The organism is Salipaludibacillus sp. CUR1, assembly GCF_021028955.1.
Classification (GTDB): Bacteria; Bacillota; Bacilli; order Bacillales; family Salisediminibacteriaceae; genus Salipaludibacillus.
In genome coordinates this window covers 149,031-175,548 of record NZ_JAIWPE010000096.1, presented here as the reverse complement: position 1 = coordinate 175,548, position 26,518 = coordinate 149,031, and the positions used below count along the sequence as shown (strand labels likewise).

The following is a 26,518-nucleotide window of genomic DNA, read 5'->3' as shown; positions in this document are numbered from 1 at the left end:
AACGCATTATTAAACCAAAAATTGACTGGAACAGGGAGGTAATTGTATGAGTGAAAGCAGTTTGGACGATATAAAAGTAATAGTATTCCAGCTGAAAGATGAGGAATATGGAGTAGAAGTAGAACAGGTAAAGTCTATAGAAAGAGTGCAGCATATTACGCGAGTGCCAAGCACGCCTGATTTTGTAGAAGGTGTCATTAATCTTAGAGGTGTGGTAACTCCCATTATAGATTTAAGAAAACGTTTTAATATAGAAGGCCTTGATCATTCTGACACTACCCGTGTCATTATTGTTACAGTTGAAAAGATGGATGTAGGACTGGTAGTTGATGCAGCAAACGATGTCATAGATATTCCAAGAAGCGCCGTTGAACCGCCGCCTCAAGTGGTAGGCGGACTTGAAGCAGAGTATATACGGGGAGTTGCAAAACTGGAAAAAAGGCTTCTAATTTTATTAAATCTGGACAAAGTGCTCAATTCTGAAGAAATGGATGAAATGAAAGAGATTGAAGGACAGGTATAATGAGAGATTTAAGCAAGGTCCGATCCCAGCATTTAGATATTCTAAAAGAGGCAGGCAATATAGGAGCGGGACATGCAGCAGCCGCGTTATCCCAGATGCTGAATAAGACAATTGAGATGAAAGTGCCGGGTGTCAAAGTAATTCCTTTCAATGAAATAGGGGAATATACAGGCGGCGATGAAACCATTGTCGCAGCTGTTTTCCTTCGTATTGAAGGCGAAGCGCCCGGCAATATGTTTTTTATACTTCCTGTCAAGGAAGCGAACAGACTGGCTCAACGGCTGACAGGGGACCTTTCAATCGATTTTATGGGAGATTCATTAAACGAGATGGGAATATCCGCTCTTAACGAAGCCGGAAACATTCTGGCCGGTTCTTACCTGTCTGCATTAGCTGATTTCACCCACCTGAATATGCAGCCGACACCTCCAGCAATTGCGGTAGATATGATTACGGCCATTTTATCCTTTGGCCTGATTGAAATGTCCGAGGCAGGCGACCATGCGATTGTTATTAATACCGAAATTAACGAGAAGGGTACTGGTCCTGCTGTTTCTTTTAAAGGTCATTTCTTTCTTTTGCCGGACCCTCCATCGTTAGATAAAATTTTAAATGCTTTTGGAGTCCATCAAAATGAATAATTTAATCAAAGTCGGGATGGCTGAGCTGAAAGTTGCTAAGTCACCTCAGATTATACGGACTTCAGGTCTCGGCTCCTGTGTTGGAATTATCCTTTATAACGAAAAAGCCAAGGTCTCCGGTTTGGCTCATATTATGCTTCCTGATTCTTCCTGCGCAAGGGCAGGCGTTTTAAACAGGGCAAAATATGCAGATACCGCAATTAATGATCTTATACAGCTTTTAGGTAAAGAGGGCGTTTCCAGCTGCTTATTGAAAGCTAAAATTGCAGGCGGGGCACAAATGTTCAAATTCTCGTCTAAAAATGAATCCATGCGAATTGGGCCAAGAAACGTGGAAGCGGTAAAGGAAATACTTTGCAGGTTGAATATCCCGGTACTATTTGAGGATGTAGGCGGAAACATGGGACGGACAATAGAATTTAACCCGGCGACATCCATACTTGAAATACGTACTGTCAGTAAAGGTCTTGTTCAAGTATAGGCAAAAAATGCACAGCGTTAACAAAGTGAATGTTCAGGAGGAGGATCCCTATGCCCCGAGTCAAAGAAAAAAAATATCTCCAAACAGAGTGGGAACGGTGGGTAACTGAAAGGGCCCCTTCTGCAGGAGACTATCTCGTTGAAGCTTATTTATATCTGGTAGATTACCATGTTCAGAGAATCAGTGCGAATTTACCGCGTAGTGTTCAGGCGGATGACCTGAGAAGCCACGGCTTGTTAGGGCTATATGATGCATTGGAGAAATTTGACCCTGCCCGGGAACTTAAATTCGATACATATGCTTCCTTCCGTATCAGGGGAGCTATAATTGACGGATTGAGACAGGAAGACTGGCTTCCCCGGTCCCTTCGTGATAAATCAAAAAAAATTGAACAAGCAGCAGAATCTCTGGAGCAAAAGTATGGCAGATTCGTTTCGCCGAAGGAAGTTGCGGATGAAACAGGGTTAAAGGAAGAGGAAATCATCCACACGATGAACGAGACTTTCTTTTCAAATGTACTGTCTATAGATGAGCCAGCACAGGATACTGAAAATAAGGATACGTACTCTTCAACCATAGTGGATCACCGCACACTCACTCCTGATGAGAGGCTTGGTAAAAAAGCAGATATTGAGGAGCTGGCTGAAGTATTAAAAACATTAACCCGTAATGAGCAATTAGTTATCACATTATTTTATTTTGAAGAATTTACATTAACAGAGATTGGAGAAGTTCTTGGTTTATCCACCTCAAGAATTTCACAAATCCATTCTAAAACAATATTCAAGCTGCAGCAAAAATTAAAATAGAGAGAGGGTAAGTGTTCCTGGCTGGCTGAGAGCTGTGTTCACCAATTCTCCGTACTTATTACCGTAAAAAGTTTAAGCAATCAGGAGGGGTCAAGATGGGGGATTTGCATGATTTACTGGAAGTGGAGGTTAGTGAGGATCACCTCCTCGCTGTGCTTAAAGAGCGTCAGCCGCTGATGGAAGAGATAAAGGCTGATTCATTAAGTGATTTTATATCAGAGCATGGAATAACTTACGGGATATTAGATGATGAGTTACATAAGTTTGCAGCCGGGAAAATCAGTCTGCCGGTTGTAGCAGCAAGAGGAAAAGAGCCGGTTCATGGCAGGGATGCTTATATATGGTCTCTTTTGGATGAGACTGCTGACAGGGCGGCTCAGCTGAATGAAAAAAGCGATGGAGAAGTGAATCTGAAAAAAGTTATAGATATTCCTCAAGTTAAGGCAGGGGCGGTGATAGGCCGAAAAATAGAAGCTGAGCCGGGAACAAATGGCCTCACAGTCTATGGGAAAACGATAAAAGCTAAAAAGCCCCGCGACATAAAACTGCGTCCAGGGAAAAACACCCGGATTGAAGGATCGGAAATTATTTCTTCTATTAATGGCCAACTATCTGTGGCCCCGAAAGTGATTCATGTCTATCCCGTTTATGAAGTAAACGGAGACCTTAATATGAAAACCGGAAATATCGATTTTGTCGGAAACGTGGTGGTCAGAGGGAATGTGCCCTCAGGATTTTCCATTAAGGCCATAGGGGATATCCGTATTTACGGGTCGGTCGAAGCGGCCGATATCCAGTCTGAAGGTTCTGTATTCATTCACCAGGGAGTAGTGGCACAAAATGCCGGGCTTATTAAAGTCAAAGGAGATGTGAGAACCTCCTTTTTAAACCAGGCAACGATCGAAGCGGGTGGTGACGTCCATATAACCACTTCTATTCTCCACAGCCGGGTTGATGCCAGGGGATTCGTTTTCTGTAAAGAAGGCCGGGGAAATATTGTAGGCGGGTCTGTTTCCTCAGGTAAAGGCATTGAAGTAAATGAAGTAGGCAACCATATGAGTACGCCTACTGCGTTGTACCTCGGCACAAGTGCGAAGATGACAGCTGCTGAGAAAAAGTATAAAAAACAATTAAATGATTCTCAAGAGGAATGTCAAAAGCTTGCTAAGCTGCTTAAAAGACTGAAGGAAAAAGGGAAAGGCTCTACGCTTTCACCTAAAGAAAAAGTGATGCTGCTGCGAGTCAGAAATTCCCTTATTCAGGCGAACGAGAAATTAAATGAAGCGAAAGACCAGCTGCTCGACTTTCAGGAAATCTTTGATGGCGAGACAGATACAAAAGTACGTATATACCAGTCTGTTTACCCGAACACTGACTTGCACTTTGGAAAGTACGTGAAGAAAATTACAACTGCCCACCAGCATGTGCAATTCAGAAAAGAACGCAGTGAAATAAAATTTGAGGCTCTTTAACTCTGTACAAAGATCAACTATTTGTCTCCAGCTGTTAGCCTTAATTCAGGATGGGTGTCATACCTTCGGCCGGTTAAATTAATGCCTTGAGGTAAAGGGAGTTACATATGATATATTTAGTGTTTATAAGTCTTTTGTTACATTTGGTCAGTTTTTTTGTCATTGTGATCCTTTATCAGCGGATTGAAAACCAGAAACCGTTAGATAAGGAGAAGACAGTGAAAGAAATAGAGGATTTACTTCTTTCATATACTGCTGAAATGAAGGAAAATAATGAGAAACTTGCAAAGAGGATATCTGAATTGCCTGTTGCTGAAAGGAACCAGGTGTTTAAGAATGAGGCTGCGGAGGATGCCCGGCCGGAGGGGCCCAGTCCGGCTCAAATAAATAAAGAGGCGGAGGGAAAGAGGACTCCGGATAGTGTACGGGAAACCGGCAGTGAAATGCCTGAAAAATACAGCAGGTACACCCCGCCTGTTCCTGGCATGGAAAAAGAGGAAGAGTCCTTAAAGCCATCCAGTACTTCCAAAGTTCTTTCATTAAGTAAACAAGGATATTCTAAAGATGAGATAGCAAAACAGCTCGAGATGGGAGCGGGAGAAGTGGAGCTTCTTCTCAAATTTTACAAATAATTTCCCTGCATCGCTTGTCATTAAAGCCTGGATGTGATATATTATCTTTCGGTGTTAAAACACACACGCTTATGGATTTTAGCAAAGGTGCTCCAGCAGGAGTCTTGTTAAAAAATGATGTAAGCGGAGGATAAAAAACCAGAGGAGGTGAGTGAAGTGGCAGTGATTTCCATGAAACAGTTATTAGAAGCAGGGGTTCATTTCGGACACCAGACTCGTCGTTGGAACCCTAAGATGGATCGCTACATCTTCACAGAAAGAAACGGTATTTACATTATTGACCTGCAAAAAACGGTCAAGAAAGTAGAAGAAGCATTTAACTTTGTCCGTGACTTAGCGGCGCAAGGCGGTACAATGCTTTTCGTTGGTACAAAAAAGCAGGCGCAGGACTCTGTTAAAGAGGAAGCTGAGCGTTGCGGCATGTACTTTATCAACCAGCGTTGGTTAGGTGGAACTCTTACGAACTTTGATACTATTCGTAAGCGTATTGCCCGTCTTGTCCAGCTGGAAACTATGCAAGAGGACGGAACATTCGATGTTCTTCCTAAAAAAGAAGTTGTACTTCTTAAAAAAGAAATGGACCGTCTTGAAAAGTTCCTAGGTGGAATTAAAGAGATGGACCGTCTTCCGGATGCTTTATTTATCATCGATCCTCGCAAAGAGCGCATCGCTGTTGCGGAAGCACATAAATTAAACATCCCTATTGTCGGTATTGTAGACACAAACTGTGATCCTGATGAGATTGACTATGTCATTCCGGGTAACGATGATGCAATCCGTGCAGTACGTTTATTAACAGCAAAAATGGCAGATGCTATTATCGAAGCCAACCAGGGTGAAGAGACAACTGCTTAAATTGTTTGTCCAAAGGGTGATAGAGGGCTGGACCCTTTATCACTCTTTTTTTTAGAAAAGAACGCTTGTAAAATTTAATCTGACTTAACTCAAGGAGGAATTCCCATGGCTATTTCAGCTAAACAGGTAAAAGAATTACGTGAAAAAACTGGTGCGGGTATGATGGATTGTAAAAAAGCACTGTCAGAAACAGACGGTGATATGGAAAAAGCAATTGATTTCCTTCGTGAAAAAGGCATTGCTAAAGCAGCTAAAAAAGCTGACCGTGTCGCAGCTGAAGGTCTTGCCCATATTGTAACAGAAGGAAACCGTGCGGTATTAGTAGAAATTAACTCAGAAACTGACTTCGTTTCTAAAAACGAAAACTTTATTAAAATGGTTGATGACGTAGCGCGCCACATCCTGAACAATAATCCTTCTACAGTAGAAGAAGCACTTGAGCAGTCTTTTGAAGGTGAAGGTGAGACACTTCAGGACTTCATTACTAATCAGATTGCTAAAATTGGTGAAAAACTTTCCCTTCGCCGTTTTGCTGTTGTTGAAGGCGGGGAGAACGAAGTCTTTGGCTCATACATCCATATGGGAGGACGTATTGGTGTTCTTTCAGTTCTTGAAGGAACAACAGACGAGCAGGCAGCTAAAGATGTAGCTATGCACGCTGCAGCTCTTAACCCTAAATATGTAAGCCGTGATGAAGTGGCTGAAGAAGAAGTAAACCGTGAGCGTGAAGTACTTAAACAGCAGGCTATGAGTGAAGGAAAGCCTGAGAATATTGTTGAAAAAATGGTTGAAGGCCGTCTTGGAAAGTTCTTTGAAGAGGTATGCTTAAATGAGCAGGCTTTCGTTAAAGACGGAGATCAGAAAGTAGGCAAGTACGTTGCTTCTAAAGGCGGAAAAGTAAAAACTTTCTACCGTTTTGAGGTAGGAGAAGGTATTGAGAAGCGCGAAGATAACTTTGCTGAAGAAGTAATGTCTCAAGTTAAAAAGTAATATTTCCGGAGGGGGACATTCTGTCTCCCTTTTTCCGGAAATCAGGGGAAAAGAGGCATTAATTTATAGATATGGAGGGTACTATGGAGGAGCCAAAATACAATCGCATTGTGTTAAAATTAAGTGGAGAAGCTCTGGCCGGAGAGCAGGGTTACGGAATTGATCCGACGATGATTCAATCATACGCCGAGCAGATTAAAGAAATTATTGCCCTTGATGTGGAAGTGGCTATTATTGTCGGCGGCGGGAATATCTGGCGTGGTATGGCAGGCAGCGCTAAAGGGATGGACAGAGCAACAGCTGATTATATGGGCATGCTTGCTACAGTAATGAACTCCCTGGCACTTCAGGATAGTTTGGAAAATATCGGTGTACAGACGCGAGTACAAACCTCCATTGAAATGAGACAAGTGGCAGAGCCATACATACGACGACGAGCCATCCGCCATTTGGAAAAAAAGAGAGTAGTTATTTTTGCTGCGGGTACAGGAAATCCTTATTTTTCTACAGATACTACAGCTGCCCTCAGAGCTGCTGAAATTGAAGCGGACGTCATTCTAATGGCTAAAAATAAAGTGGACGGCGTTTACAGCGCTGACCCATCTGTTGATGTAAATGCACAAAAATACCAGCAGCTAACGTATTTGGATTTACTGAAAGATGGACTGGCCGTAATGGATTCAACAGCTTCATCACTCTGTATGGATAATAATATTCCGCTCATCGTATTCTCCATCTCTGAAAATGGCAACATTAAAAGAGCAGTAACGGGCGACGACATTGGAACAATAATAAGGGGGAAAGAATAATGTCTCAAGAAGTACTTAAAAATGCTGAACTTAAAATGAACAAGTCAGTGGAATCATTTACGAGAGAACTATCAACATTAAGAGCCGGACGGGCAAACCCTTCTCTTCTGGATAAGGTCCAGGTGGAATACTACGGTATGATGACTCCGTTAAACCAATTAGCGTCAGTCACAGTGCCTGAAGGAAGAATGCTGCTTGTTCAGCCTTTTGACAAGTCATCCATTTCAGACATTGAAAAAGCCATTCAAAAAGCAGACCTTGGATTGACACCTTCCAATGACGGAAATATTATCCGCATAACTATACCTGCATTAACTGAAGAGCGGAGAAACGAGCTGGTTAAGCTTGTTGGCCGTTACTCAGAAGATGCAAAAGTGGCGGTAAGGAATGTTCGCCGGGATGCCAATGATGAATTAAAGAAAATGCAGAAAGACGGAGATATGACTGAAGACGAGCTTCGGCGCTCCCAGGATAATGTTCAGAAACTGACAGATTCCACTATTAAATCCATTGATGAAATCGCGAAAAACAAAGAGGCAGACATCAGGGAAGTATAAGCTTAAAAATTGTATTATATAAAAGACCCTCTTTTATACAGGGGGTCTTTTATACTTTGAGAAAACACCGCTGGTCACTGGCCTGCTGGAATGCAAATGCTGTATTTGGTTAGAATTCAACACTCGCCTTTAAAAGAGCTTAAACGTTAGAGAGAAAGCAATTTATAATATCTCTTATACATAGACACTGTTCGTGATAGAATAAAAAGGATAAGAGAATTAAAAGATGATCTACATAGACTCGGGCTTTAGCGTCCGGGAGAAGGTCAATGCTGGGGGAAGAATAATGCTAAATAAGTTGAAAAAGCAGAAAAAAAGCATACAGAGTGACACACACTCTTACCAGGAGCTTTCTGCAGAGAATATCCCGAAGCACATAGCTATTATTATGGATGGAAATGGCCGGTGGGCTAAAAAAAGGGGATTGCCCAGGGTGGCAGGACACCGGGAGGGCATGAATGTAATCCGTAAAATCGTGAAGTATTCTAATCGGTTAGGGGTAAATATATTAACGTTATATGCTTTTTCCACTGAAAACTGGAAAAGGCCTAAAACAGAAGTAGATTTTCTGATGCGTTTACCCGAACGTTTTTTAAATGTCGAACTGCCGACCCTTATAGAAGAAAATGTGGTAGTCAGGGTAACCGGTGAGAAAGAAAATCTTCCTCAATATACAAAACGGGCAGTGGAGAAGGCGATTGAAGAAACAAAACATAACGACGGGCTCGTTTTAAATTTTGCTTTAAATTATGGGAGCCGTTCTGAGATTATAGATGGAATAAAGTCTGTCATCAAAGATGTAGAGGGTGGCAAGATGGCTATAGAAGACTTAAACGACTCAACTTTTTCAAGATACTTAATGACAGCTGATTTAGATGATCCCGATCTGCTTATTAGAACTAGCGGGGAACTCAGGCTGAGTAATTTTATGCTCTGGCAGCTTGCCTACTCTGAATTCTGGTTTACAGAAGTTTTGTGGCCGGACTTTAAAGAGGAGCATTTCGAGGAAGCCATCCGGGTTTATCAAAAACGACAAAGAAGGTATGGCGGCGTATAGAGAGGATGAGGCAAGTTTGAAACAGCGGATTATAACAGGAGTCATAGCAGGAGCAGCATTTATTACATTAATTGTTATTGGAAGTCTTCCATTTGCCCTCCTTATGATTGCCCTGGCGACGATCGCAATGCATGAATTGTTAAAGATGAAAAGAATTACCCCTTTATCTGTAAAAGGACTCTCAGGAATGGTGTTTATGTGGCTTTTGCTCCTGCCTGAAAATATGGTTTCTTTCCACTGGATTCACTTGGAGAGACTGGAACTGTTTTTACTTTTGATTATCGTTTTACTGGCTTTAACTGTCATTACTAAAAATAAATTCACCTTTGACGAAGCGGGCTTTGTTATTCTTGCGTCGGCCTATGTGGGATTAGGGTTCCATTATTTTATGTATGCCCGCTTTTTAGAAAACGGCCTTGCGATGATTTTCTTTATTCTGATATTAGTATGGGCCACGGACTCAGGTGCGTATTTCGCAGGCCGCAGTTTCGGGAAACATAAACTCTGGCCGGAAATCAGCCCTAAAAAAACAATCGAAGGTTCTCTCGGCGGGACGTTGTTAGCCCTGATAATAGGAGGAGTGTACACACTGTTTATCCCGGTATTTGCCTCATGGAGCATTACCCTTCTGTTTATGCTCGTAGTCTCTCTGACAGGGCAGCTGGGGGATCTAGTGGAATCAGCGTTTAAACGCCATTATGCGGTCAAAGATTCAGGACAGGTATTGCCAGGGCACGGCGGTATTCTCGACAGGTTTGACAGTCTGATTTTTGTCATGCCTGTTATCTACTTATTAGGATTTTTATAAATAAGACTTTAAAGTTATTGTAAGGAGATTGACATGAAGAAAATTAACCTTATTGGATCGACAGGATCAATAGGCATTCAAACGCTTGATGTGATTCGTTCACATCCTGAAAAGTTTAAATTGGAAACTCTCAGTTTTGGCAGAAACTTCGAGGAAGGGATCCAGCAGATTGAAGAATTTAAACCTGCTTTAATAAGTGTGTCTTCCGATGATATTGCTGAGAAAGTCAAAAAGGAAATGACTTATACTGCCCCAGTCCTCTCCGGACAGGAAGGACTGGTTGAAGCAGCTGTTTATGGAGATGCTGATATGCTGGTAAACGCAGTTATGGGCAGGATCGGCCTTGAGCCGACCTTAAAAGCGATAGAAGCAGGCAAGAACATTGCTATCGCTAACAAAGAAACATTAGTTACAGCAGGACACATTGTAACAGAAATGAGCAGAAAACACGGTGTGAAACTTATCCCGGTCGACAGTGAGCATTCGGCAATTGACCAGTGCCTCCACGGTGATTCTGAAAAAGAAGTCTCAAAATTAATATTGACTGCTTCTGGCGGAAGTTTCCGCGACCTTTCCAGAAAAGATTTAGAAAATGTGACCGTCAAAGACGCCCTTAAGCACCCAAACTGGAATATGGGGGCTAAAATTACCATTGATTCGGCAACAATGATGAATAAAGGCCTCGAAGTCATTGAAGCAAAATGGCTGTTTAACATGCCTTATGAAAAAATTGACGTTTTGCTTCATAAAGAAAGTATTATTCATTCGATGGTTGAATATATTGACGGTAGTATACTAGCCCACCTCGGAACGCCAGATATGAGGGTTCCTATTCAGTATGCACTGTCAGAACCTGACAGGCTTGATTTGAAGGGTGGAGACAGGTTAAAATTATGGGAAGTTGGAGCACTCCATTTTGAAAAAATGGACTACGACCGTTTCAGATGTCTGAAGATGGCATTCGAAGCAGGCAGAGCCGGAGGTACTGCGCCTGCAGTATTGAATGCTGCAAACGAGGTAGCTGTCTCACTTTTTCTTGAAGGGAAAATTTCATTTCTTGATATTGAAACTTTCGTGGAAAAGGCATTGGACAGCCACACCCCAATAAGCAATCCGTCTCTGGAAGAAGTTCTTTCGGCTGATAAAGCTGCCCGGTCCAGTGTACTAACCTATTTAAATTAAAGGGTGTGTTAGAAGGATGAATACCTTAATAGCAGTCATTGTTATTTTTGGTTTACTAGTATTTATTCACGAATGGGGCCATTTAATTTTTGCGAAACGGGCAGGGATTCTCTGCCGGGAGTTTGCTATTGGTTTTGGCCCTAAGATATTCTCATTTAAAAAGAATGAAACCGTATATACGATCCGTCTTCTGCCGCTTGGCGGATTTGTAAGGATGGCGGGAGAAGACCCGGAAATGGTTCACATTAAACCGGGTTATGAAATCGGGTTGTTATTCAATGGTTCAGGAAAAGTAAACCGGCTGATTATAAATAACAAATCGAAACATCCTGATTGTAAAATTATTCAGGTTGAAAAAATCGATTTAGAGCACGATCTTATCGTGCAGGGCTATGTGGATGATAATGAAGGTTTAACAACTTATCACATAGATGAAAAAGGAGAATATGTGTACGATGAGCAGGCAACTCAGATTGCTCCTTACGATAGACAGTTTGGCTCTAAAACTGTAGGGCAAAGAGCAGCAGCTATTTTTGCCGGCCCATTAATGAATTTTGTTTTAGCCGTTGTTGTGCTGATGGCCTATGCGATGATTGCCGGAATGCCGGTTGATGAACCGGTAGTTGGCGATGTGACTGATGATGGTGCAGCTATCGAAGCTGGCCTTGAAAGCGGGGACAGAATTGTTTCGATTGACGGCCAGTTTGTTGATACGTGGGAAGAGATGACGTCTATTATACAGGCAAACCCGAATGAAACCCTTCAATTTGAAGTGGAGCGTGAAGGTGAACTGTTTGATGTGAGTATGACTACCCAGGAAAGAGAAGGCCCTGAAGAGGAAGAACTGGGAGTGATAGGCGTTACTGCGCCAATGGAAAGAAACTTCGGCGGAGCCATTCTATTCGGGTTTACTCAAACTTACGAATATACAGTGCTGATTTTCGAGGCGCTTGGAATGCTTATTACCGGCCAATTCAGCCTGGATCATTTAGCTGGTCCGGTAGGGATTTATAATTACACAGGAGAAGTTGCGGCAATGGGAATTCTTGTTTTATTCCAGTGGGCTGCCATTCTAAGTGTTAATCTTGGGATCATCAATCTGCTTCCGTTGCCTGCACTTGATGGAGGACGGTTAATCTTTATTGGTTTGGAAGCTGTAAGAGGGAAACCGATTGACCCGCAAAAAGAAGGGTTAGTCCATTTTGTCGGATTTGCCTTGCTTATGCTTCTGATGCTTGTTGTAACGTGGAACGATATAAATAAATTCTTTATGTAGACTGTTGAAAACAGTTAGTTATCACTTTATTTTACTGAAGGTTGAGGTGGCTTTACATTGAGACAAAGTACGTATTTAGCACCAACATTACGGGATATTCCAAGTGACGCAGAAGTTAAAAGTCATCAATTAATGCTTAGAGCAGGGTTAATCCGGCAGAGCACATCGGGAGTTTACTCTTTTTTGCCACTCGGTTTTAAAGTGCTGCAAAAAGTCGAATCTCTCATTCGGGAAGAAATGAACGCTGCCGGCGCACAGGAAATGTTCATGCCATCAATCCAGCCTGCTGAATTATGGCAGGAGTCCGGCCGGTGGGAGGCTTACGGACCTGAACTGATGAGACTGAAAGACCGACATGAACGTGAGTTTGCGCTCGGTCCTACACACGAAGAAGTGATTACCTCGATTGTGCGGGATGACATCAGATCATATAAAAAACTGCCAATGACGCTTTACCAGATACAGACCAAATTCCGGGATGAACGCAGACCGCGTTTTGGAGTGCTCAGAGGCAGAGAATTCCTGATGAAAGACGCTTATTCTTTTGATACAGATTTTGAGGGACTGGACGAAAGTTATCAAAAAATGTACGATGCTTACACGAAAGTGTTCTCCCGCTGCGACTTAAATTTCAGGGCAGTTGTAGCTGACTCCGGCGCGATGGGCGGGAAAGACACTCATGAGTTTATGGTGCTTTCCAATATTGGAGAAGATACGATCGCTTACTCGGATGAATCTGATTTTGCAGCAAATATCGAAATAGCACCTGTAAAGGTCCAGTATGAAAAACCGGAGGAAGCACCTGCAGATATGGAAACTGTTTCAACTCCAGGCCAGAAGACGATTGAAGACGTGGCAGCCTACCTGGGTACAGATCATACCCGATGTATTAAATCCATGCTGTTTATAGTTGATGAAGAGCCGGTCCTTGTGTTAGTGCGGGGGGACCATGAAGTGAACGATGTGAAAATTAAACATTACTTTGATGCGGTTCAGGCAGAGCTTGCGACTGAAGAAGAAACGAAGCAATGGTTAAAGGCAGAGTCAGGCTATCTTGGTCCTGTTGATGCTGATAAAAAGGTTAAAATTATTGCAGATACAGCTGTAGAGGCGATGGTAAATGCAGTCTGCGGAGCAAACGAAAAGGACAAGCATTTGAAAAACGTGAACCCCGGCCGGGATTTTAAAGCAGAAGCTTACACAGATTTAAGGAATATTAAAGAAGGCGACCCATCACCGGATGGAAAAGGGACAATTAAATTTAAAGAGGGCATCGAAGTCGGCCATGTATTTAAATTAGGGACCAGATACAGTGAAGCGCTGGGAGCGGCTTTTCTGGATGATCAGGGAAAATCCAAACCAATGGTCATGGGCTCTTACGGAATAGGAGTTTCAAGAACAGTAGCTGCCATTATAGAGGAACATCATGATGAGGACGGGATTGTTTGGCCTTTAAGTGTTGCTCCATTCCATGTTCACCTCGTTCCAGTTAATATTAAGCAGGACGCTCAGCGTGAGCTGGCAGACTCACTCTATGAAAAAATACAAAGTAAACGATATGAGGTTCTATATGATGACAGGCCGGAGCGCCCGGGTGTCAAATTCAAAGACGCTGATTTATTTGGCCTTCCTCTCCGGATCACTGTCGGGAAAAAGGCAGATGAGGGAATCGTTGAAGTGAAGATCAGAAAAACAGGAGACGTATTGGAAGTCCATACAGACGAGCTGATGGAAACAATAGAGAAATATTTAGGTTAATAAGAGAGGTTGCCTGCTCAGAATCATTCTTCTGAAGAGGCAGCCTCTGCTGTTTGTTAAGTTCCGTGATTGCGTTAGGAGGTAAGACATGAATGAAGAAATAAAAATCAGGCAGGAAAGATTCCAGCTGTTAATGGAACAGGTAGTTATGCCTGATGATTTAATTTCCGGTTATCTGCAAGGTGCCTACATAAAAAAACTTGAAGTCTATACAAAAGCTAAAAAGTGGCGGTTCCAGTTTGTATTACCGGAAATGCTTCCTTTCCAGGTATTCGAGTTATTCCGCTCCAGAATAATCCAGGGGCTTGAGCATATAGCTGAAGTGGACATTTTATTAGCTTATGAAAGTGAAGTTAATTTAAATAAGCATTTGCCTGCTTACTGGCCTTTTTTTGTTGAGAAATTAAGAGCTTCAACTAACGGACTGATTCACCGCCTTCAGGAACAGACACCTGTCATTGATGGGCAGAAACTGATTCTTGCGGTTCTTAATGAGACAGAAGCCGAAATGGTACAGAGAAGAGTCTCTGAACCTTTAAAGGAAGTCTGTAATGAGACAGGATTCGGCACCTTACATTTGCAGACAGAAATTAAAGAATCAAAGGAAGCAATGGAAAAGTTTGCCGAGCAGAAAAAAGAAGAAGACCACAATAAAGTGGTAGAAGCGATGTTGGAGAAACAAAAACAAGAAGAAAAAGCAAAAGATATGCAGCACAATGTAAAAGTTTCCATGGGGGTAGCAATCAAGGATGACAGCCAGCCGATAAAAAATATTGTTGAAGAAGAACGGCGTATAACTGTACAAGGATACGTCTTTCATGCAGAGACAAAAGAGCTTAAGAGCGGCCGGACTCTCCTTACATTTAAGATCACAGACTATACGGATTCGATAACCGTCAAAATGTTTTCCAATGATAAGGAAGACGTTCCCGTTTTTGAATCGGTCGGTAAAGGCATGTGGCTGAAAGTACGCGGAACCGTTCAAATGGATACGTTCATAAGGGACCTTGTCATGATGGCTAAAGATTTCCAGCAAATAACGCCTGTCGAAAAACAGGATACAGCCCCCGAAGATGAAAAACGGGTGGAACTGCACCTTCATTCTCCCATGAGTCAGATGGACGCGGTTACTTCTATGAGTGCATATGTGGAACAAGCAAAAAAATGGGGCCATCACGCAATTGCACTTACAGATCATTCAGTTTTGCAATCTTTTCCGGAAGCGTATGGAGCAGGAAGCAAACACGGGGTAAAGATTTTATACGGGGTAGAAGCCAACCTGGTGAATGATGGAGTTCCTATTGCTTATAACCCGGCAAACCGCGGGCTGGCAGACGAAACCTATGTGGTATTTGATGTTGAAACGACCGGTCTCTCTGCTGTCTATAATACGATCATAGAATTAGCAGCTGTAAAAGTGAAGGATGGGGAGGTTATTGATAAATTTGAATCATTTGCCAACCCGCATGAGAAACTGAGCCCCACCATTATCGAATTAACAGGGATCACAGACGATATGGTAGAGACAGCGCCGGAAGTTGAGGAGGTACTCGAAAAGTTTCATAAATGGATGGGAGACGATATACTCGTTGCCCATAACGCCAGTTTCGATATGGCATTTTTAAATGCCGGTTATCAGAAAATGGGGTACGAAAAAGTGCCTAACCCTGTAATTGACACCCTGGAGCTTGGACGGCTGCTTTATCCATCGTTTAAAAACCATCGTCTAAATACACTCTGTAAAAAGTTTAATATTGAATTAGTGTCTCACCACAGAGCCATATATGATGCAGAAGCAACCGGTCATTTGCTTTGGAAAATGGTGAAAGACGCTATTGAAAAAGACATAGTTTCCCACAAACAGCTGAATGAACAGGCGACTTCAGATGATTATAAAAAACAGCGTCCAACGCACTGCACTATTTTTGCTAAAACTAAAGAAGGACTGAAAAACCTTTATAAACTTATATCTTTATCACATATTAATTACTTTTACCGTGTACCGCGGATCCCCCGCTCTGAATTAATCAGGCACAGGGAAGGTCTTATTATAGGGTCCGGATGTGATAAAGGGGAAGTGTTTGAGGCGATTATGCAGAAATCGCCGGAAGAAGTAGAAGAGACGGCAGCTTTTTATGATTATTTAGAAGTACAGCCGCCTTCCAACTATTATCATTTAATAGAGAAAGAGATTGTAAGAGACGAACTAGCTTTAAAAGATATGATTAAAAACGTCATTCAAATTGGCGAAAAGTTAGGTAAAAAGGTCGTGGCTGCAGGCAATGTCCATTACCTTCATCCTGAAGACCATATTTACAGAAAAATCCTGATCGCTTCCCAGGGAGGGGCAAACCCTTTAAATAAACAGACGCTTCCTCAGGTTCATTTCCGAACGACAGACGAAATGCTCGAATGTTTCAGTTTTTTACCTGAAGATAAGGCGAAAGAAATCGTGGTATCTAATACCCGCGCTATCGCAGATGAAATTGAGGAAATAAAACCGGTACCAGATGACTTATATACCCCTCACATCGAAGGGGCAGATCAGGAAATCAGAGACATATGCTATACAAGGGCAAAAAGTATTTACGGGGACGATTTGCCGCAGAATGTTATTGACAGGCTTGAAAAAGAGCTGACAAGTATTATCAGCAATGGCTTCTCTGTTATTTACTTAATCTCGCAGAAACTTGTAAAAAAATCTCTCGAAGACGGATATTTAGTAGGGTCCCGTGGGTCGGTAGGTTCAAGTTTCGTAGCCACCATGATGGAAATTACGGAGGTTAACCCGCTCCCGCCTCATTATGTTTGCCCAGCTTGCAACCATTCCTATTTCTTTGATGATGGGAGCGTCGGTTCAGGGTTTGACTTGCCTGATAAAGCATGCGAAAAATGCGGAGAAGAATACAGTAAAGATGGCCACGACATTCCTTTCGAAACGTTTCTTGGCTTTAAGGGAGATAAGGTCCCGGATATTGACTTAAACTTCTCAGGTGATTATCAGCCTGTCGCCCATAATTATACAAAAGAATTATTCGGGGAAGAGTACGTGTACCGGGCCGGAACGATTGGTACGGTGGCTGAGAAAACAGCATATGGGTTTGTCAAAGGGTATGAAAGCGATGAGCAGGTGCAATTGAGAGGCGCAGAAATTGACCGGCTCGTTTCAGGATGCACCGGGGTTAAACGAACAACCGGGCAGCACCCTGGAGGGATTATTGTCGTTCCTGACCATTTGGATATATATGATTTCTCACCGATTCAATTTCCTGCCGATGACAGAGAATCAGAATGGAAAACGACGCACTTTGATTTCCATTCCATCCACGATAATTTATTGAAACTGGATATTCTGGGGCATGATGACCCGACAGTGATCCGTATGCTGCAGGATTTAAGCGGCATGGATCCGAAAGATATTCCAGTCGATGACCCTGAAGTGTTTAAGCTTTTTGGAGGGACTGAAGCATTAGGGGTAACAGAAGATCAGATTATGTGTAAGACAGGCACATACGGGATTCCGGAATTTGGTACCCGCTTTGTCCGGCAGATGCTTGAGGAAACAAAACCAACGACTTTCAGTGAACTGGTTCAGATTTCCGGTTTGTCCCACGGGTCTGATGTTTGGCTTAATAACGCAGCTGATCTTATAGCTGACGGCACATGTGTGCTGAAAGACGTGATTGGCTGCCGTGATGATATTATGGTTTATCTGATTTATAAAGGTGTCGAGCATTCTCTGGCGTTTAAAATTATGGAATTTGTTCGTAAAGGGCGGGGACTGCAGGAGGAATGGATTGAGGAAATGAAAAAGCACGGTGTTCCTGACTGGTATATCGGCTCCTGCCTTAAAATCAAATACATGTTCCCTAAAGCCCACGCTGCGGCCTATGTGCTGATGGCCATCCGCATTGCGTATTTTAAAGTTCATCATCCTATCTTGTTTTATGCAGCTTACTTCACTGTAAGGGCAGATGACTTTGAACTTGAAACGATGTGCCGGGGCTCAGCCACTATCCGAAAAAGGATTGAGGAAATATACAGTAAAGGGCTTGATGCGACTCCAAAAGAAAAAAGTCTTGTTACCGTTCTGGAGCTTGCCCTAGAAATGTGCGAAAGAGGATTATCATTTAAGAAAGTAGACCTGTACCGTTCAAAAGCTTCTGAATTTCTGGTAGACGGGGACTCACTGATTCCTCCTTTTAATGCTCTGTCAGGCGTGGGAACGAACGCAGCTATAAATATTGAGAAAGCAAAGGAAGCAGGCGAATTCCTGTCTAAAGAAGACCTGAGAGAGAGAAGTAAAATCTCAAAAACTGTCCTGGAAAACCTGGACGATCATGGGTGTCTCGAAGGCATGCCTGATTCCAATCAGCTTTCATTATTCTAAATATCTGTATGAGAATAGAGATGGCCTCTACAGGGGGCGGTTTGCAACCCCTATTTGATTGTGTTATATTAATGAAGGACACAGGTATAGCAGCGGCAGAAAGAGTGGGGAAACCCACTCTTTCTTTTGCACTAAATGATTTTCCATTACTAGGAAACGCCGGTAATTACGGCTGGTTTTGTATAAAAAAACAGTGAAAATGCAAGTAATAGGATGAAGCTTTTTGCAGAAAAGGAGGTTGAAGGTATGTCAGGCGGTATACAGAGTAAAGTGGAACAGCTTGCACACCCGATAGTGGAAGAGCTCTCTTTAGAGCTGGTGGATGTAGAGTTTGAGAAAGAAGGCAAAAACTGGTTTTTACGCGTCTATATAGACGGCGATAACGGTGTGGATCTCGATGACTGTACAGCAGTCAGTGAACGATTAAGCGAATCCCTTGATGAGCATGACCCTATTGAACAGGCTTATTATTTGGAAGTGTCCTCTCCCGGGGCAGAACGGCCTCTCAAAAAGGAAAAAGACATTGAAAATGCAGTCGGGAAAAATGTTTATGTGACAACCTATGCACCGATTAACGGCGATAAAGCATTTGAAGGAATGCTGGCACAGTTTGATGGTACGACTCTCGTCATAGAAACAAAAGATAAAACGAGGACCGTTCCTGTGTCGGTGCCTTACGATAAAGTGGCTAAAGCCCGTTTAGCTGTTGTATTTTAGCTTTCTTAAAGGTTTGTCAGCAGGGCTTTTATTAACGAAAGGGGGAAGTGAGTTCCATGAACAGTGAATTTATGGAAGCATTAGCAACCATTGAAAAGGATAAAGGAATTGACAAGGAAATTATACTCGAAGCGATTGAACAAGCTTTGATTACCGGTTATAAGCGGAACTTTAATTCAGCTCAGAATGTCCGGGTGGATATTGATCGTGAATCGGGCGTTATCAGAGTTTTCGCCAGAAAAGAAGTAGTAGAAGAGGTGTTTGACGCCAGACTTGAAATTTCACTTGAAGAAGCAAAAGGCATCAACCCTCTATATGAGGTGGATGACGTGGTGGAAATTGAAGTCACTCCCCGGGATTTCGGGCGGATTGCTGCACAGACTGCCAAGCAGGTAGTCACACAGAGAGTCAGAGAGGCAGAACGCGGCATTATCTATTCCGATTTTATAGACAGGGAAGAAGATATTATGACTGGGATTGTCCAGCGGCAGGATCACCGCTTTATTTATGTAGATTTAGGGAGAGTGGAAGCTTTAATGCCGATCGGCGAACAAATGCCGAATGAAACTTACCGTCATAACGACCGTATTAAAGCATTTATTACAAAAGTCGAAAAAACGACTAAAGGACCACAGATTATGATTTCCCGGTCTCACCCCGGTCTTTTAAAACGCCTTTTCGAGCTGGAAGTCCCTGAGATTTATGATGGTACAGTTGAAGTGAAATCTGTCTCGCGTGAAGCGGGGGAGCGCTCTAAAATTTCTGTCCACGCCGAAGATCCGGATGTGGATCCAGTAGGTTCCTGTGTGGGGCCGAAAGGGCAGAGAGTCCAGACAATTGTTAATGAGTTAAAAGGGGAAAAAATTGATATAGTACGCTGGTCTGAAGACCCTAAAGTTTACGTGGCTAACGCTTTGAGCCCTTCCAAGGTTTTACAGGTGACGGTTAATGAAGAAGAGAAAATGACTCAAGTAGTTGTACCTGATTACCAGTTATCACTTGCGATTGGAAAACGGGGACAAAATGCCCGTTTAGCAGCTAAACTAACAGGCTGGAAAATTGATATAAAAAGCCAGACAGATGCTGAAGAGCTTGGGATTTACAATCCTGACGGCCCGGCTGAAGAGGAGACAGGCTGGGAAGACTTTGGCGGGGAAACTGAATGGGAAGAGTTCGATCAGGACGCAGTACCCCAAAATGAAGATTTTTATAAAAAAGACGGAGAAGAAAGATAAGGAGGGGGAAGGATGGCAGGAAAGAAGAAAACTCCCCTTCGAAAGTGCGTCGTAACTCAGGAAATGAGACCTAAAAAAGAGCTCATCCGAGTGGTGCGTTCGCCTGAAGGGGAAGTATTTATCGATCCGACTTCAAAAAAATCAGGCCGGGGCGCATACATCTCAAACGACGCGCAAGTAATTAATGAAGCAAAAAAGAAGAACAGTTTAGCGAGACATCTAAAAGCTGAAGTTCCTGAAACGTTATACGACAGTCTTCTTCACTTTCATCAAAGAGGGTCTCTTTAATGAGTGATAAAGGATGGAGACAGCTCCTCGGATTAATGCAAAGAGCAGGTAAACTCGTGACCGGGGAGGAACTGGTCGTAAAATCAATTCAAAATAATAAAGTCCATTTAGTTATCGTTGCCTCAGATGCTTCAGACAATACGAAAAAAAAGATTACTGATAAATGCACCTATTATAATATTCCTTATATAATTTTTGAAAACCGTTTTGTAATCGGCCAGGCAATTGGTAAAGCGGAGCGGGTAGCGGTAGCGGTACAGGACAAAGGTTTTGCAAATAAATTTCGCTCAAAGATTGAGTAGATATTCATACAGCAGCAAGTTTTTAAGGAATAAGTGCTGGCGTGAATACAGGAGGTATGTATATGAGTAAAATGCGGATCTATGAATATGCCAAAGAGAAAAATACGACGAGTAAAGAGATTATTAATCGTCTGAAAAATATGGGAATAGAAGTAGCCAACCACATGAGCGTCATCAATGAAGCGACTATTAAAAAGCTGGACGGCTCCCAGGGAACGGCAGAAAACAGCAAAAAAGCCGGTAATGACAATAAACAGAAAAACCAGGGGGCTTCCAATCAGCATTCCGGACAAGGGAATGACGATCAGCCTTCAAAAGAAAAACCGAGAAAACGCACATCCAAGGAAGATGACCCTAAAAACAGGCCTGGTAAAAAAGATAAGAATAAAAACAAGCGTAATAAAAATCAGAATAAAAACCACCAGCAGCAAAACCGTCAGCAGCCTGGCAAAAATAACGGCGGTAAAAAAGAAATGCCGTCCAAAGTTACTTACTCTGCACCTATTACAGTTGGAGAGTTTGCAGACAAGCTGAATAAAGAGCCGTCGGAACTAATTAAAAAGCTTATGTTCCTGGGTGTAATGGCCACAATTAATCAGGAACTTGATAAGGATACAATTGATATTCTTGCCGAGGAGTTCGGTGTAGAAGTGGAAGAAGAAGTGATCGTTGATGAGACAGAATTTGAGTCCATTATTGAAGATGACGATCCTGAAAAGCTTCAGGAGCGCTCCCCTGTAGTAACGATTATGGGGCACGTTGACCACGGGAAAACTACTTTGCTGGACAGCATTCGTCATACGAAGGTAACAGCCGGTGAGGCTGGAGGTATTACCCAGCATATTGGTGCCTACCAAGTTGAAGAAAACGGTAAGAAAATTACTTTCCTTGATACACCTGGACACGCTGCTTTTACTACGATGCGTGCGCGCGGGGCTCAAGTAACAGATATTACAATCCTGGTTGTTGCGGCTGATGACGGGGTTATGCCTCAGACAGTGGAAGCCATTAACCATGCTAAAGCTGCCGGAGTGCCTATTATCGTTGCAGTTAACAAAATTGACAAAGAAGGATCAAATCCAGACCGTGTGATGCAGGAATTAACTGAGCATGAGTTAGTGGCTGAAGCATGGGGTGGAGAGACAATTTTCGTGAACGTATCTGCCCTGAATGGTACGGGAATTGATGACCTGCTTGAAATGATCCTGCTCGTATCTGAAGTAGAAGAATTAAAAGCCAATCCGGACAAAGAAGCTATGGGAACAGTTGTTGAAGCTGAATTAGACCGTGGACGCGGACCTGTTGCAACACTGCTTGTACAGGCAGGTACACTGAATGTCGGAGATCCGATTGTGGTAGGTAACGCGTTTGGTAAAGTCCGGGCTATGGTAAACGACCTGGGAAGACGTGTGAAAACCGCTGGGCCGTCAATGCCGGTTGAGATCACGGGCCTTAACGCTGTGCCGCAGGCCGGAGATCAATTCCGTGTGTTTAAAGATGAGAAGAAAGCCCGTCAAATTGGTGAAGCACGTGCCACGAAACAGCGCGAAGCGGACCGTAAAGAAAGTTCCCGAGTCAGTCTGGATGATTTATTTAATCAAATTCAGCAAGGAGAAATTAAAGAAATTAATGTCATTGTAAAAGCAGATGTTCAAGGTTCTGCCGAGGCAATGAAAGGGTCTCTGGAAAAAATAGAAGTTGAAGGTGTAAAAGTAAACATCATCCATACCGGAGTCGGAGCAATTGCTGAATCTGATATTATCCTGGCTTCTGCGTCGAATGCCATTGTGATCGGCTTTAATGTTCGCCCGGATGTTAACGCGAAACGCACAGCAGATGTGGAAAAAGTAGAGGTGCGTTTACACCGCGTCATTTATGATGCGATTGAAGAAGTAGAGGCAGCTATGAAAGGAATGCTGGATCCGGAATATGAAGAAAAAGTGATTGGCCAGGCAGAAGTCCGTCAAGTATTTAAAGTGTCTAAAATCGGTTCAATTGCCGGTTCTTATGTCACAGAGGGTAAAATTACCCGCGATTCTTCCGTAAGACTTATCCGTGATGGTGTCGTCATATTTGAAGGCGGGCTCCGTGACTTAAAACGTTTTAAAGACGATGTAAAAGAAGTAGCTAAAAACTATGAGTGCGGAATAACCCTTGAAAACTTCAATGACGTGAAAGAAGGAGACACCATCGAAGCATATGTGATGGAGGAAATTAAGCGGTGAGCATCGGGTCACTGATTATTGAAGCAATGATTTATAATGCTCAGTCATTAAAACAGAAACGTTCGGTCACTAAAAGTGTGGCCGCGAGACTGAAACAGCGGCTGAACGTTTCCATTGCTGAAATAAACTATCAGGATGTTTGGCAGCGGACAGAATGGGCTATTGTGTCTGTAAGTGCAGAAAAAAAACAGGCCGAAAAAGAGTTACAAAAAGCCATATCCATCCTGGAAACTTACAATGACTTGGAAATCACTAAAATTACGTGGGAATGGCTGTAAGGGCAGTGCTGCGTTCTGACTGAACCAGCCAGGTAAGTGATAATTTAAGATCATTTAAAAGTCAGGCCGGTTTTTTATAAAGCCAGTAATACTCTTTCTCTATATTAGAGCCTGAAGTATGAAATGACCTTTTGAGATAGGAGTGGCGTACAATGAGTAAAGTTCGTGCCAATCGCGTCGGAGAACAAATTAAAAAAGAATTAACTGATATTATCCAGCGTGAACTGAAGGATCCCAGGGTAGGATTTGTGACTGTTACTGCTGTAGATGTTACCGGAGATTTACAGCAGGCCACAGCCTTTATCACCGTGTATGGGGAAGATGAAGACAGAAAAAAAACGCTGGATGCTTTGGAAAAAGCCAAAGGTTTTATCCGTTCTGAAATCGGCAAAAGAATTCAGCTTCGGAAAACCCCGGAACTGGCCTTTACATTTGATGAAAGTATTGAACGGGGCAACCGGATCGACCAGCTGCTTCGGAAACTTAACGAAGACGAAAAATAAAATGAAAAGGGGATAGAGGAGGACTTTCTATCCCCTTTTCTGTTTGTACATATGGAGGCGGAAGATACAAATGAAAAATGAAATAATGGGTGTTTTTCCATTATGGAAACCGAAAGGCATGACTTCGTTTTCAGCAGTTAAGGAAGTCGGGAAAAGGTTCAATACTAAAAAAGCAGGTCATACAGGTACCCTCGATCCCGATGTGGAAGGGGTCCTGCCGGTCTGTTTAGGAAAAGCCACTAAAATAGTAGAATATCTGACAGCTGATCATAAGACATACAAAGGTGAAGTTACGTTAGGGTTTTCGACCACAACTGAGGATGCAGGGGGTGAGGTGGTTGACAAATCGCCTGTAGACCGTACGATCACCGAAAATGAAATCTACAGTGTATTTAAGCAATTGACAGGCGCTTTGGAACAGACGCCGCCTATGTATTCTGCTGTTAAAGTAAAAGGAAAAAAACTTTATGAATACGCCAGAGAAGGAAAAACGGTCGACCGTCCGTCAAGGCAAGTGACTATATATGATTTGAATCTTCTAAGTGCGCCCAGGGTAAATAATAACGGGACAGTGTCGTTTCAATTCCGTGCCAAATGCAGTAAAGGAACTTATATCCGTACATTATCCGTGCAGATCGGTGAAAAACTCGGTTACCCGTCTCACATGTCCCATTTAGTCAGAGAAGCTTCCGGTCCTTTTGTTGGAGAAGATTGTATCACTCTTGACGAGCTTGATCACGCATCAGCTGAAGGAAAAGCAAAAGACCTGCTTATCCCTGTAGAACGGGCACTGGAAAGGTTTTCTTCCATTACAATCAGCCGGGAAATTGAAAACAAGGTGCTGCAGGGAGCTATTTTACCAGTTCCTGAACAAACTTTTTCTATGGACGAAACCATCTTTGCTATATATAATCAAGAAGGCCGTGTTCTTGCTCTGTATAAAAAAGACGAGAAAAGAAACGGCATGATGAAACCGGAAAAGATGATCCGGACCATTCATGATTAATACTATTTTTTGGGAAAAATGAGGTGGCTCCTTTGGAAATTATTCACTTAAAACATCCTCATCGCCCGGTGAACCTTCCGCCGACAGTGACTGCTTTAGGCTTTTTTGACGGTGTTCATTTAGGGCATCGGAAAGTGATAGAAACGGCTGTAAAAAAAGCTGCCGATGAACATATTTATTCTGCGGTCATGACTTTCTTCCCTCATCCTAAAGAAGTCTTGGGGAAGAATGGCGGATACCCTGTCCGCTATCTCTCCCCTCTGGAGGAAAAAGAAAAGCTGATAGAAAAGACAGGTGTGGATTACTTATTTATTGTAGAATTTACTTCCCGCTTTTCAGAATTATCCCCCCAGCAATTTGTGGACGACTACTTAATTGATTTAAATGTTAAACACGTGGTCGCTGGTTTCGATTATTCTTACGGCAGACTGGGAAAAGGGACAATGGAAACAATGCCTTTCCATTCAAGAAATTTAATCACGCAGACAACAGTGGAAAAAGTAGCTGGCCAGGAAGGGAAAATCAGTTCCACTTCCATCCGTGAGGCAATGGCCAAAGGTGAAATAGACAAAGTAAACAGCTATTTAGGCAGGAATTATAAGATAACCGGAGTAGTGGAACATGGAGAAAAACGCGGACGTACGATCGGTTTTCCTACTGCCAATGTTTCCACTGATGCACAAAAGGAAATTCCTGCTGCCGGCGTATATGCTGTTACCTTTAAGGTGAACGGAAAGATGTATTCCGGTGTGTGCAATATTGGTTCTAAGCCTACTTTTCATGATGAGACTGCCAAACAAACGATAGAAGTCCATCTTCTTGATACAGAAAAGAATTTATACGATGAGAAAGTTGAAGTCGTTTTTCTTGGGCGGATTCGGGGAGAAATTAAGTTTGATGGCGCAGAGGCCTTAATCGCACAGATTAATAAAGATATAGCAGAGGCCCGCAGCTTCTTTTAAATCAGCTGCTGATTTTCTTATATTGCAGCAAAAAGCTTTGTTTTCTGCACGCAAGCGTCTCATTTTTTTAGAAAGACTGCTATAATAAATTAAATTTTTTATGAAAAACTTGAAATCTCTTCTTTTAACTAGTATGATTAGTATTGCTATGAACCGATGCTTGGCAGCACGAGTCACCGACGTCTGCTCAGCAATTGGGGATTAAGATAAAGGAGGTGGAACAGGATGGCATTAACTCAAGAACGTAAAAATGAAATTATTGACCAGTTTAAAACTCATGAGAACGACACAGGTTCTCCTGAAGTACAGGTAGCTATCCTTACTGAGCAAATCAATACGCTAAATGATCATTTGCGTACACACAAGAAGGATCACCATTCACGCCGTGGTCTTTTAAAAATGGTCGGTCAACGTCGTAACTTGCTTACTTACTTACGTAATAAAGACGTTACTCGTTACCGTCAAGTTGTCGATAAGCTTGGTCTTCGTCGATAATAGCCAAAGCGGGAGATTCTCCCGCTTTTTCTTATGGATTAAATAGAGGTGCTCTCTGACAGGTAATATAGTGTTTCGTTACATATATTTTTTTGATATGATATAAAAGTCAGGGTTTATCAATGGATAGATTTTCTTTTAAATGTTAAAAATGCTTATAATTGTTACCTTCACTTAATATACACCATGTTTAGTACATAAAAACAAAGTTAACAATAATACAAAGGCTTTTGATATTATTATTACGCTGAGAGGAGTCAAGTCAAA

At 42.5% G+C, this 26,518-nt stretch carries 26 protein-coding genes; all 26 read left to right on the top strand.

The features are described 5' to 3' along the window. Nucleotides 1-46: 46 nt before the first annotated feature. The 26 genes from K8O68_RS19555 (at nt 47) to rpsO (ending at nt 26,251) form a co-directional block, all read left to right on the top strand. Entirely contained in the window at nt 47-523 is a 477-nt protein-coding gene (locus K8O68_RS19555) for a chemotaxis protein CheW (RefSeq protein WP_230898444.1), read from the top strand. After that, nucleotides 523-1,164 carry a chemotaxis protein CheC gene (locus K8O68_RS19550; RefSeq protein ID WP_230898443.1) on the top strand — a complete coding sequence of 214 codons (642 nt, stop codon included), beginning with the start codon at nt 523-525 and terminating at the stop codon, nt 1,162-1,164. The genes K8O68_RS19555 and K8O68_RS19550 overlap by 1 nt, the downstream gene beginning before the upstream one ends. Beyond that, entirely contained in the window at nt 1,157-1,645 is a 489-nt protein-coding gene (locus K8O68_RS19545; protein WP_230898442.1) for a chemotaxis protein CheD, read from the top strand. The genes K8O68_RS19550 and K8O68_RS19545 overlap by 8 nt, the downstream gene beginning before the upstream one ends. A 50-nt stretch (nt 1,646-1,695) precedes the next feature. Continuing rightward, entirely contained in the window at nt 1,696-2,454 is a 759-nt protein-coding gene (locus tag K8O68_RS19540; protein WP_230898441.1) for a FliA/WhiG family RNA polymerase sigma factor, read from the top strand. Between the two features lie 95 nt (nt 2,455-2,549). Beyond that, nucleotides 2,550-3,926: a flagellar assembly protein A gene (locus tag K8O68_RS19535; protein ID WP_230898440.1), complete on the top strand. Its 1,377-nt coding sequence runs from the start codon at nt 2,550-2,552 to the stop codon at nt 3,924-3,926. A 107-nt stretch (nt 3,927-4,033) separates the two neighbouring features. Further along, the gene (locus K8O68_RS19530) at nt 4,034-4,558 is read left to right on the top strand and encodes a DUF6115 domain-containing protein (protein ID WP_230898439.1); all 525 of its coding nucleotides are present in this window, start codon (nt 4,034-4,036) and stop codon (nt 4,556-4,558) included. Nucleotides 4,559-4,714: 156 nt separating this feature from the next. Beyond that, nucleotides 4,715-5,413 carry a 30S ribosomal protein S2 gene (gene rpsB / locus K8O68_RS19525; RefSeq protein ID WP_230898438.1) on the top strand — a complete coding sequence of 233 codons (699 nt, stop codon included), beginning with the start codon at nt 4,715-4,717 and terminating at the stop codon, nt 5,411-5,413. Nucleotides 5,414-5,518: 105 nt separating this feature from the next. Next, on the top strand, nt 5,519-6,403 hold the full coding sequence (gene tsf, locus K8O68_RS19520) for a translation elongation factor Ts (protein ID WP_230898437.1): 885 nt from the start codon (nt 5,519-5,521) through the stop codon (nt 6,401-6,403). Nucleotides 6,404-6,486: 83 nt separating this feature from the next. Further along, nucleotides 6,487-7,212, top strand: a complete 726-nt coding sequence (gene pyrH, locus K8O68_RS19515; RefSeq protein ID WP_093047565.1) for a UMP kinase — start codon at nt 6,487-6,489, stop codon at nt 7,210-7,212. Beyond that, nucleotides 7,212-7,769 carry a ribosome recycling factor gene (gene frr, locus K8O68_RS19510; RefSeq protein WP_230898436.1) on the top strand — a complete coding sequence of 186 codons (558 nt, stop codon included), beginning with the start codon at nt 7,212-7,214 and terminating at the stop codon, nt 7,767-7,769. Before pyrH ends, frr begins: the two co-directional genes overlap by 1 nt. A 286-nt stretch (nt 7,770-8,055) precedes the next feature. Next, nucleotides 8,056-8,826, top strand: a complete 771-nt coding sequence (locus K8O68_RS19505) for an undecaprenyl pyrophosphate synthase (RefSeq protein WP_230898435.1) — start codon at nt 8,056-8,058, stop codon at nt 8,824-8,826. A gap of 16 nt (nt 8,827-8,842) precedes the next feature. Then, the gene (locus K8O68_RS19500) at nt 8,843-9,634 is read left to right on the top strand and encodes a phosphatidate cytidylyltransferase (protein ID WP_230898434.1); all 792 of its coding nucleotides are present in this window, start codon (nt 8,843-8,845) and stop codon (nt 9,632-9,634) included. Nucleotides 9,635-9,667: 33 nt separating this feature from the next. Then, complete coding sequence (locus tag K8O68_RS19495) at nt 9,668-10,816, top strand: 1-deoxy-D-xylulose-5-phosphate reductoisomerase (RefSeq protein ID WP_230898433.1); 1,149 nt, start codon at nt 9,668-9,670, stop codon at nt 10,814-10,816. A 16-nt stretch (nt 10,817-10,832) separates the two neighbouring features. Further along, nucleotides 10,833-12,092: an RIP metalloprotease RseP gene (gene rseP / locus K8O68_RS19490; RefSeq protein WP_230898432.1), complete on the top strand. Its 1,260-nt coding sequence runs from the start codon at nt 10,833-10,835 to the stop codon at nt 12,090-12,092. Nucleotides 12,093-12,149: 57 nt separating this feature from the next. After that, a complete protein-coding gene (locus K8O68_RS19485) occupies nt 12,150-13,850 on the top strand; it encodes a proline--tRNA ligase (RefSeq protein WP_230898431.1) in 1,701 nt (566 codons plus the stop codon). 88 nt (nt 13,851-13,938) lie between these two features. Next, a complete protein-coding gene (locus K8O68_RS19480; RefSeq protein ID WP_230898430.1) occupies nt 13,939-18,240 on the top strand; it encodes a PolC-type DNA polymerase III in 4,302 nt (1,433 codons plus the stop codon). Between the two features lie 246 nt (nt 18,241-18,486). Beyond that, nucleotides 18,487-18,957, top strand: coding sequence for a ribosome maturation factor RimP (gene rimP, locus K8O68_RS19475; RefSeq protein WP_230898429.1), 471 nt, complete (start codon nt 18,487-18,489; stop codon nt 18,955-18,957). A gap of 56 nt (nt 18,958-19,013) precedes the next feature. Beyond that, a complete protein-coding gene (gene nusA, locus K8O68_RS19470; protein ID WP_093047557.1) occupies nt 19,014-20,192 on the top strand; it encodes a transcription termination factor NusA in 1,179 nt (392 codons plus the stop codon). Between the two features lie 12 nt (nt 20,193-20,204). Continuing rightward, the gene (rnpM, locus tag K8O68_RS19465) at nt 20,205-20,480 is read left to right on the top strand and encodes an RNase P modulator RnpM (RefSeq protein WP_093047556.1); all 276 of its coding nucleotides are present in this window, start codon (nt 20,205-20,207) and stop codon (nt 20,478-20,480) included. After that, entirely contained in the window at nt 20,480-20,782 is a 303-nt protein-coding gene (locus K8O68_RS19460; protein ID WP_230898428.1) for a YlxQ family RNA-binding protein, read from the top strand. Before rnpM ends, K8O68_RS19460 begins: the two co-directional genes overlap by 1 nt. A 62-nt stretch (nt 20,783-20,844) precedes the next feature. Continuing rightward, nucleotides 20,845-23,007 carry a translation initiation factor IF-2 gene (infB, locus tag K8O68_RS19455; RefSeq protein WP_230898427.1) on the top strand — a complete coding sequence of 721 codons (2,163 nt, stop codon included), beginning with the start codon at nt 20,845-20,847 and terminating at the stop codon, nt 23,005-23,007. Further along, nucleotides 23,004-23,285, top strand: coding sequence for a DUF503 domain-containing protein (locus K8O68_RS19450; protein ID WP_230898426.1), 282 nt, complete (start codon nt 23,004-23,006; stop codon nt 23,283-23,285). The genes infB and K8O68_RS19450 overlap by 4 nt, the downstream gene beginning before the upstream one ends. Nucleotides 23,286-23,437: 152 nt before the next feature. Beyond that, on the top strand, nt 23,438-23,788 hold the full coding sequence (gene rbfA, locus K8O68_RS19445; RefSeq protein ID WP_230898425.1) for a 30S ribosome-binding factor RbfA: 351 nt from the start codon (nt 23,438-23,440) through the stop codon (nt 23,786-23,788). Between the two features lie 82 nt (nt 23,789-23,870). Then, nucleotides 23,871-24,794, top strand: coding sequence for a tRNA pseudouridine(55) synthase TruB (gene truB / locus K8O68_RS19440; RefSeq protein ID WP_230898756.1), 924 nt, complete (start codon nt 23,871-23,873; stop codon nt 24,792-24,794). A 32-nt stretch (nt 24,795-24,826) separates the two neighbouring features. Next, nucleotides 24,827-25,756 carry a bifunctional riboflavin kinase/FAD synthetase gene (locus K8O68_RS19435; RefSeq protein WP_230898424.1) on the top strand — a complete coding sequence of 310 codons (930 nt, stop codon included), beginning with the start codon at nt 24,827-24,829 and terminating at the stop codon, nt 25,754-25,756. A gap of 225 nt (nt 25,757-25,981) precedes the next feature. Beyond that, nucleotides 25,982-26,251, top strand: coding sequence for a 30S ribosomal protein S15 (gene rpsO, locus K8O68_RS19430; protein WP_093047550.1), 270 nt, complete (start codon nt 25,982-25,984; stop codon nt 26,249-26,251). The last annotated feature ends 267 nt before the right edge of the window (nt 26,252-26,518 follow it).

Bases quoted from the DNA above. Each gene is read 5' to 3' on its own strand.
- K8O68_RS19550 (WP_230898443.1), top strand. From the start codon at position 523: ATGAGAGATTTAAGCAAGGTCCGATCCCAGCATTTAGATATTCTAAAA.
- rbfA (WP_230898425.1), top strand. From the start codon at position 23,438: ATGAGTAAAGTTCGTGCCAATCGCGTCGGAGAACAAATTAAAAAAGAA.
- K8O68_RS19460 (WP_230898428.1), top strand. From the start codon at position 20,480: ATGAGTGATAAAGGATGGAGACAGCTCCTCGGATTAATGCAAAGAGCA.
- rnpM (WP_093047556.1), top strand. From the start codon at position 20,205: ATGGCAGGAAAGAAGAAAACTCCCCTTCGAAAGTGCGTCGTAACTCAG.
- K8O68_RS19540 (WP_230898441.1), top strand. From the start codon at position 1,696: ATGCCCCGAGTCAAAGAAAAAAAATATCTCCAAACAGAGTGGGAACGG.
- K8O68_RS19495 (WP_230898433.1), top strand. From the start codon at position 9,668: ATGAAGAAAATTAACCTTATTGGATCGACAGGATCAATAGGCATTCAA.
- pyrH (WP_093047565.1), top strand. From the start codon at position 6,487: ATGGAGGAGCCAAAATACAATCGCATTGTGTTAAAATTAAGTGGAGAA.
- tsf (WP_230898437.1), top strand. From the start codon at position 5,519: ATGGCTATTTCAGCTAAACAGGTAAAAGAATTACGTGAAAAAACTGGT.
- rseP (WP_230898432.1), top strand. From the start codon at position 10,833: ATGAATACCTTAATAGCAGTCATTGTTATTTTTGGTTTACTAGTATTT.
- rimP (WP_230898429.1), top strand. From the start codon at position 18,487: ATGTCAGGCGGTATACAGAGTAAAGTGGAACAGCTTGCACACCCGATA.
- nusA (WP_093047557.1), top strand. From the start codon at position 19,014: ATGAACAGTGAATTTATGGAAGCATTAGCAACCATTGAAAAGGATAAA.
- rpsO (WP_093047550.1), top strand. From the start codon at position 25,982: ATGGCATTAACTCAAGAACGTAAAAATGAAATTATTGACCAGTTTAAA.
- K8O68_RS19530 (WP_230898439.1), top strand. From the start codon at position 4,034: ATGATATATTTAGTGTTTATAAGTCTTTTGTTACATTTGGTCAGTTTT.
- K8O68_RS19545 (WP_230898442.1), top strand. From the start codon at position 1,157: ATGAATAATTTAATCAAAGTCGGGATGGCTGAGCTGAAAGTTGCTAAG.
- K8O68_RS19505 (WP_230898435.1), top strand. From the start codon at position 8,056: ATGCTAAATAAGTTGAAAAAGCAGAAAAAAAGCATACAGAGTGACACA.
- frr (WP_230898436.1), top strand. From the start codon at position 7,212: ATGTCTCAAGAAGTACTTAAAAATGCTGAACTTAAAATGAACAAGTCA.
- infB (WP_230898427.1), top strand. From the start codon at position 20,845: ATGAGTAAAATGCGGATCTATGAATATGCCAAAGAGAAAAATACGACG.
- K8O68_RS19555 (WP_230898444.1), top strand. From the start codon at position 47: ATGAGTGAAAGCAGTTTGGACGATATAAAAGTAATAGTATTCCAGCTG.
- K8O68_RS19535 (WP_230898440.1), top strand. From the start codon at position 2,550: ATGGGGGATTTGCATGATTTACTGGAAGTGGAGGTTAGTGAGGATCAC.
- K8O68_RS19480 (WP_230898430.1), top strand. From the start codon at position 13,939: ATGAATGAAGAAATAAAAATCAGGCAGGAAAGATTCCAGCTGTTAATG.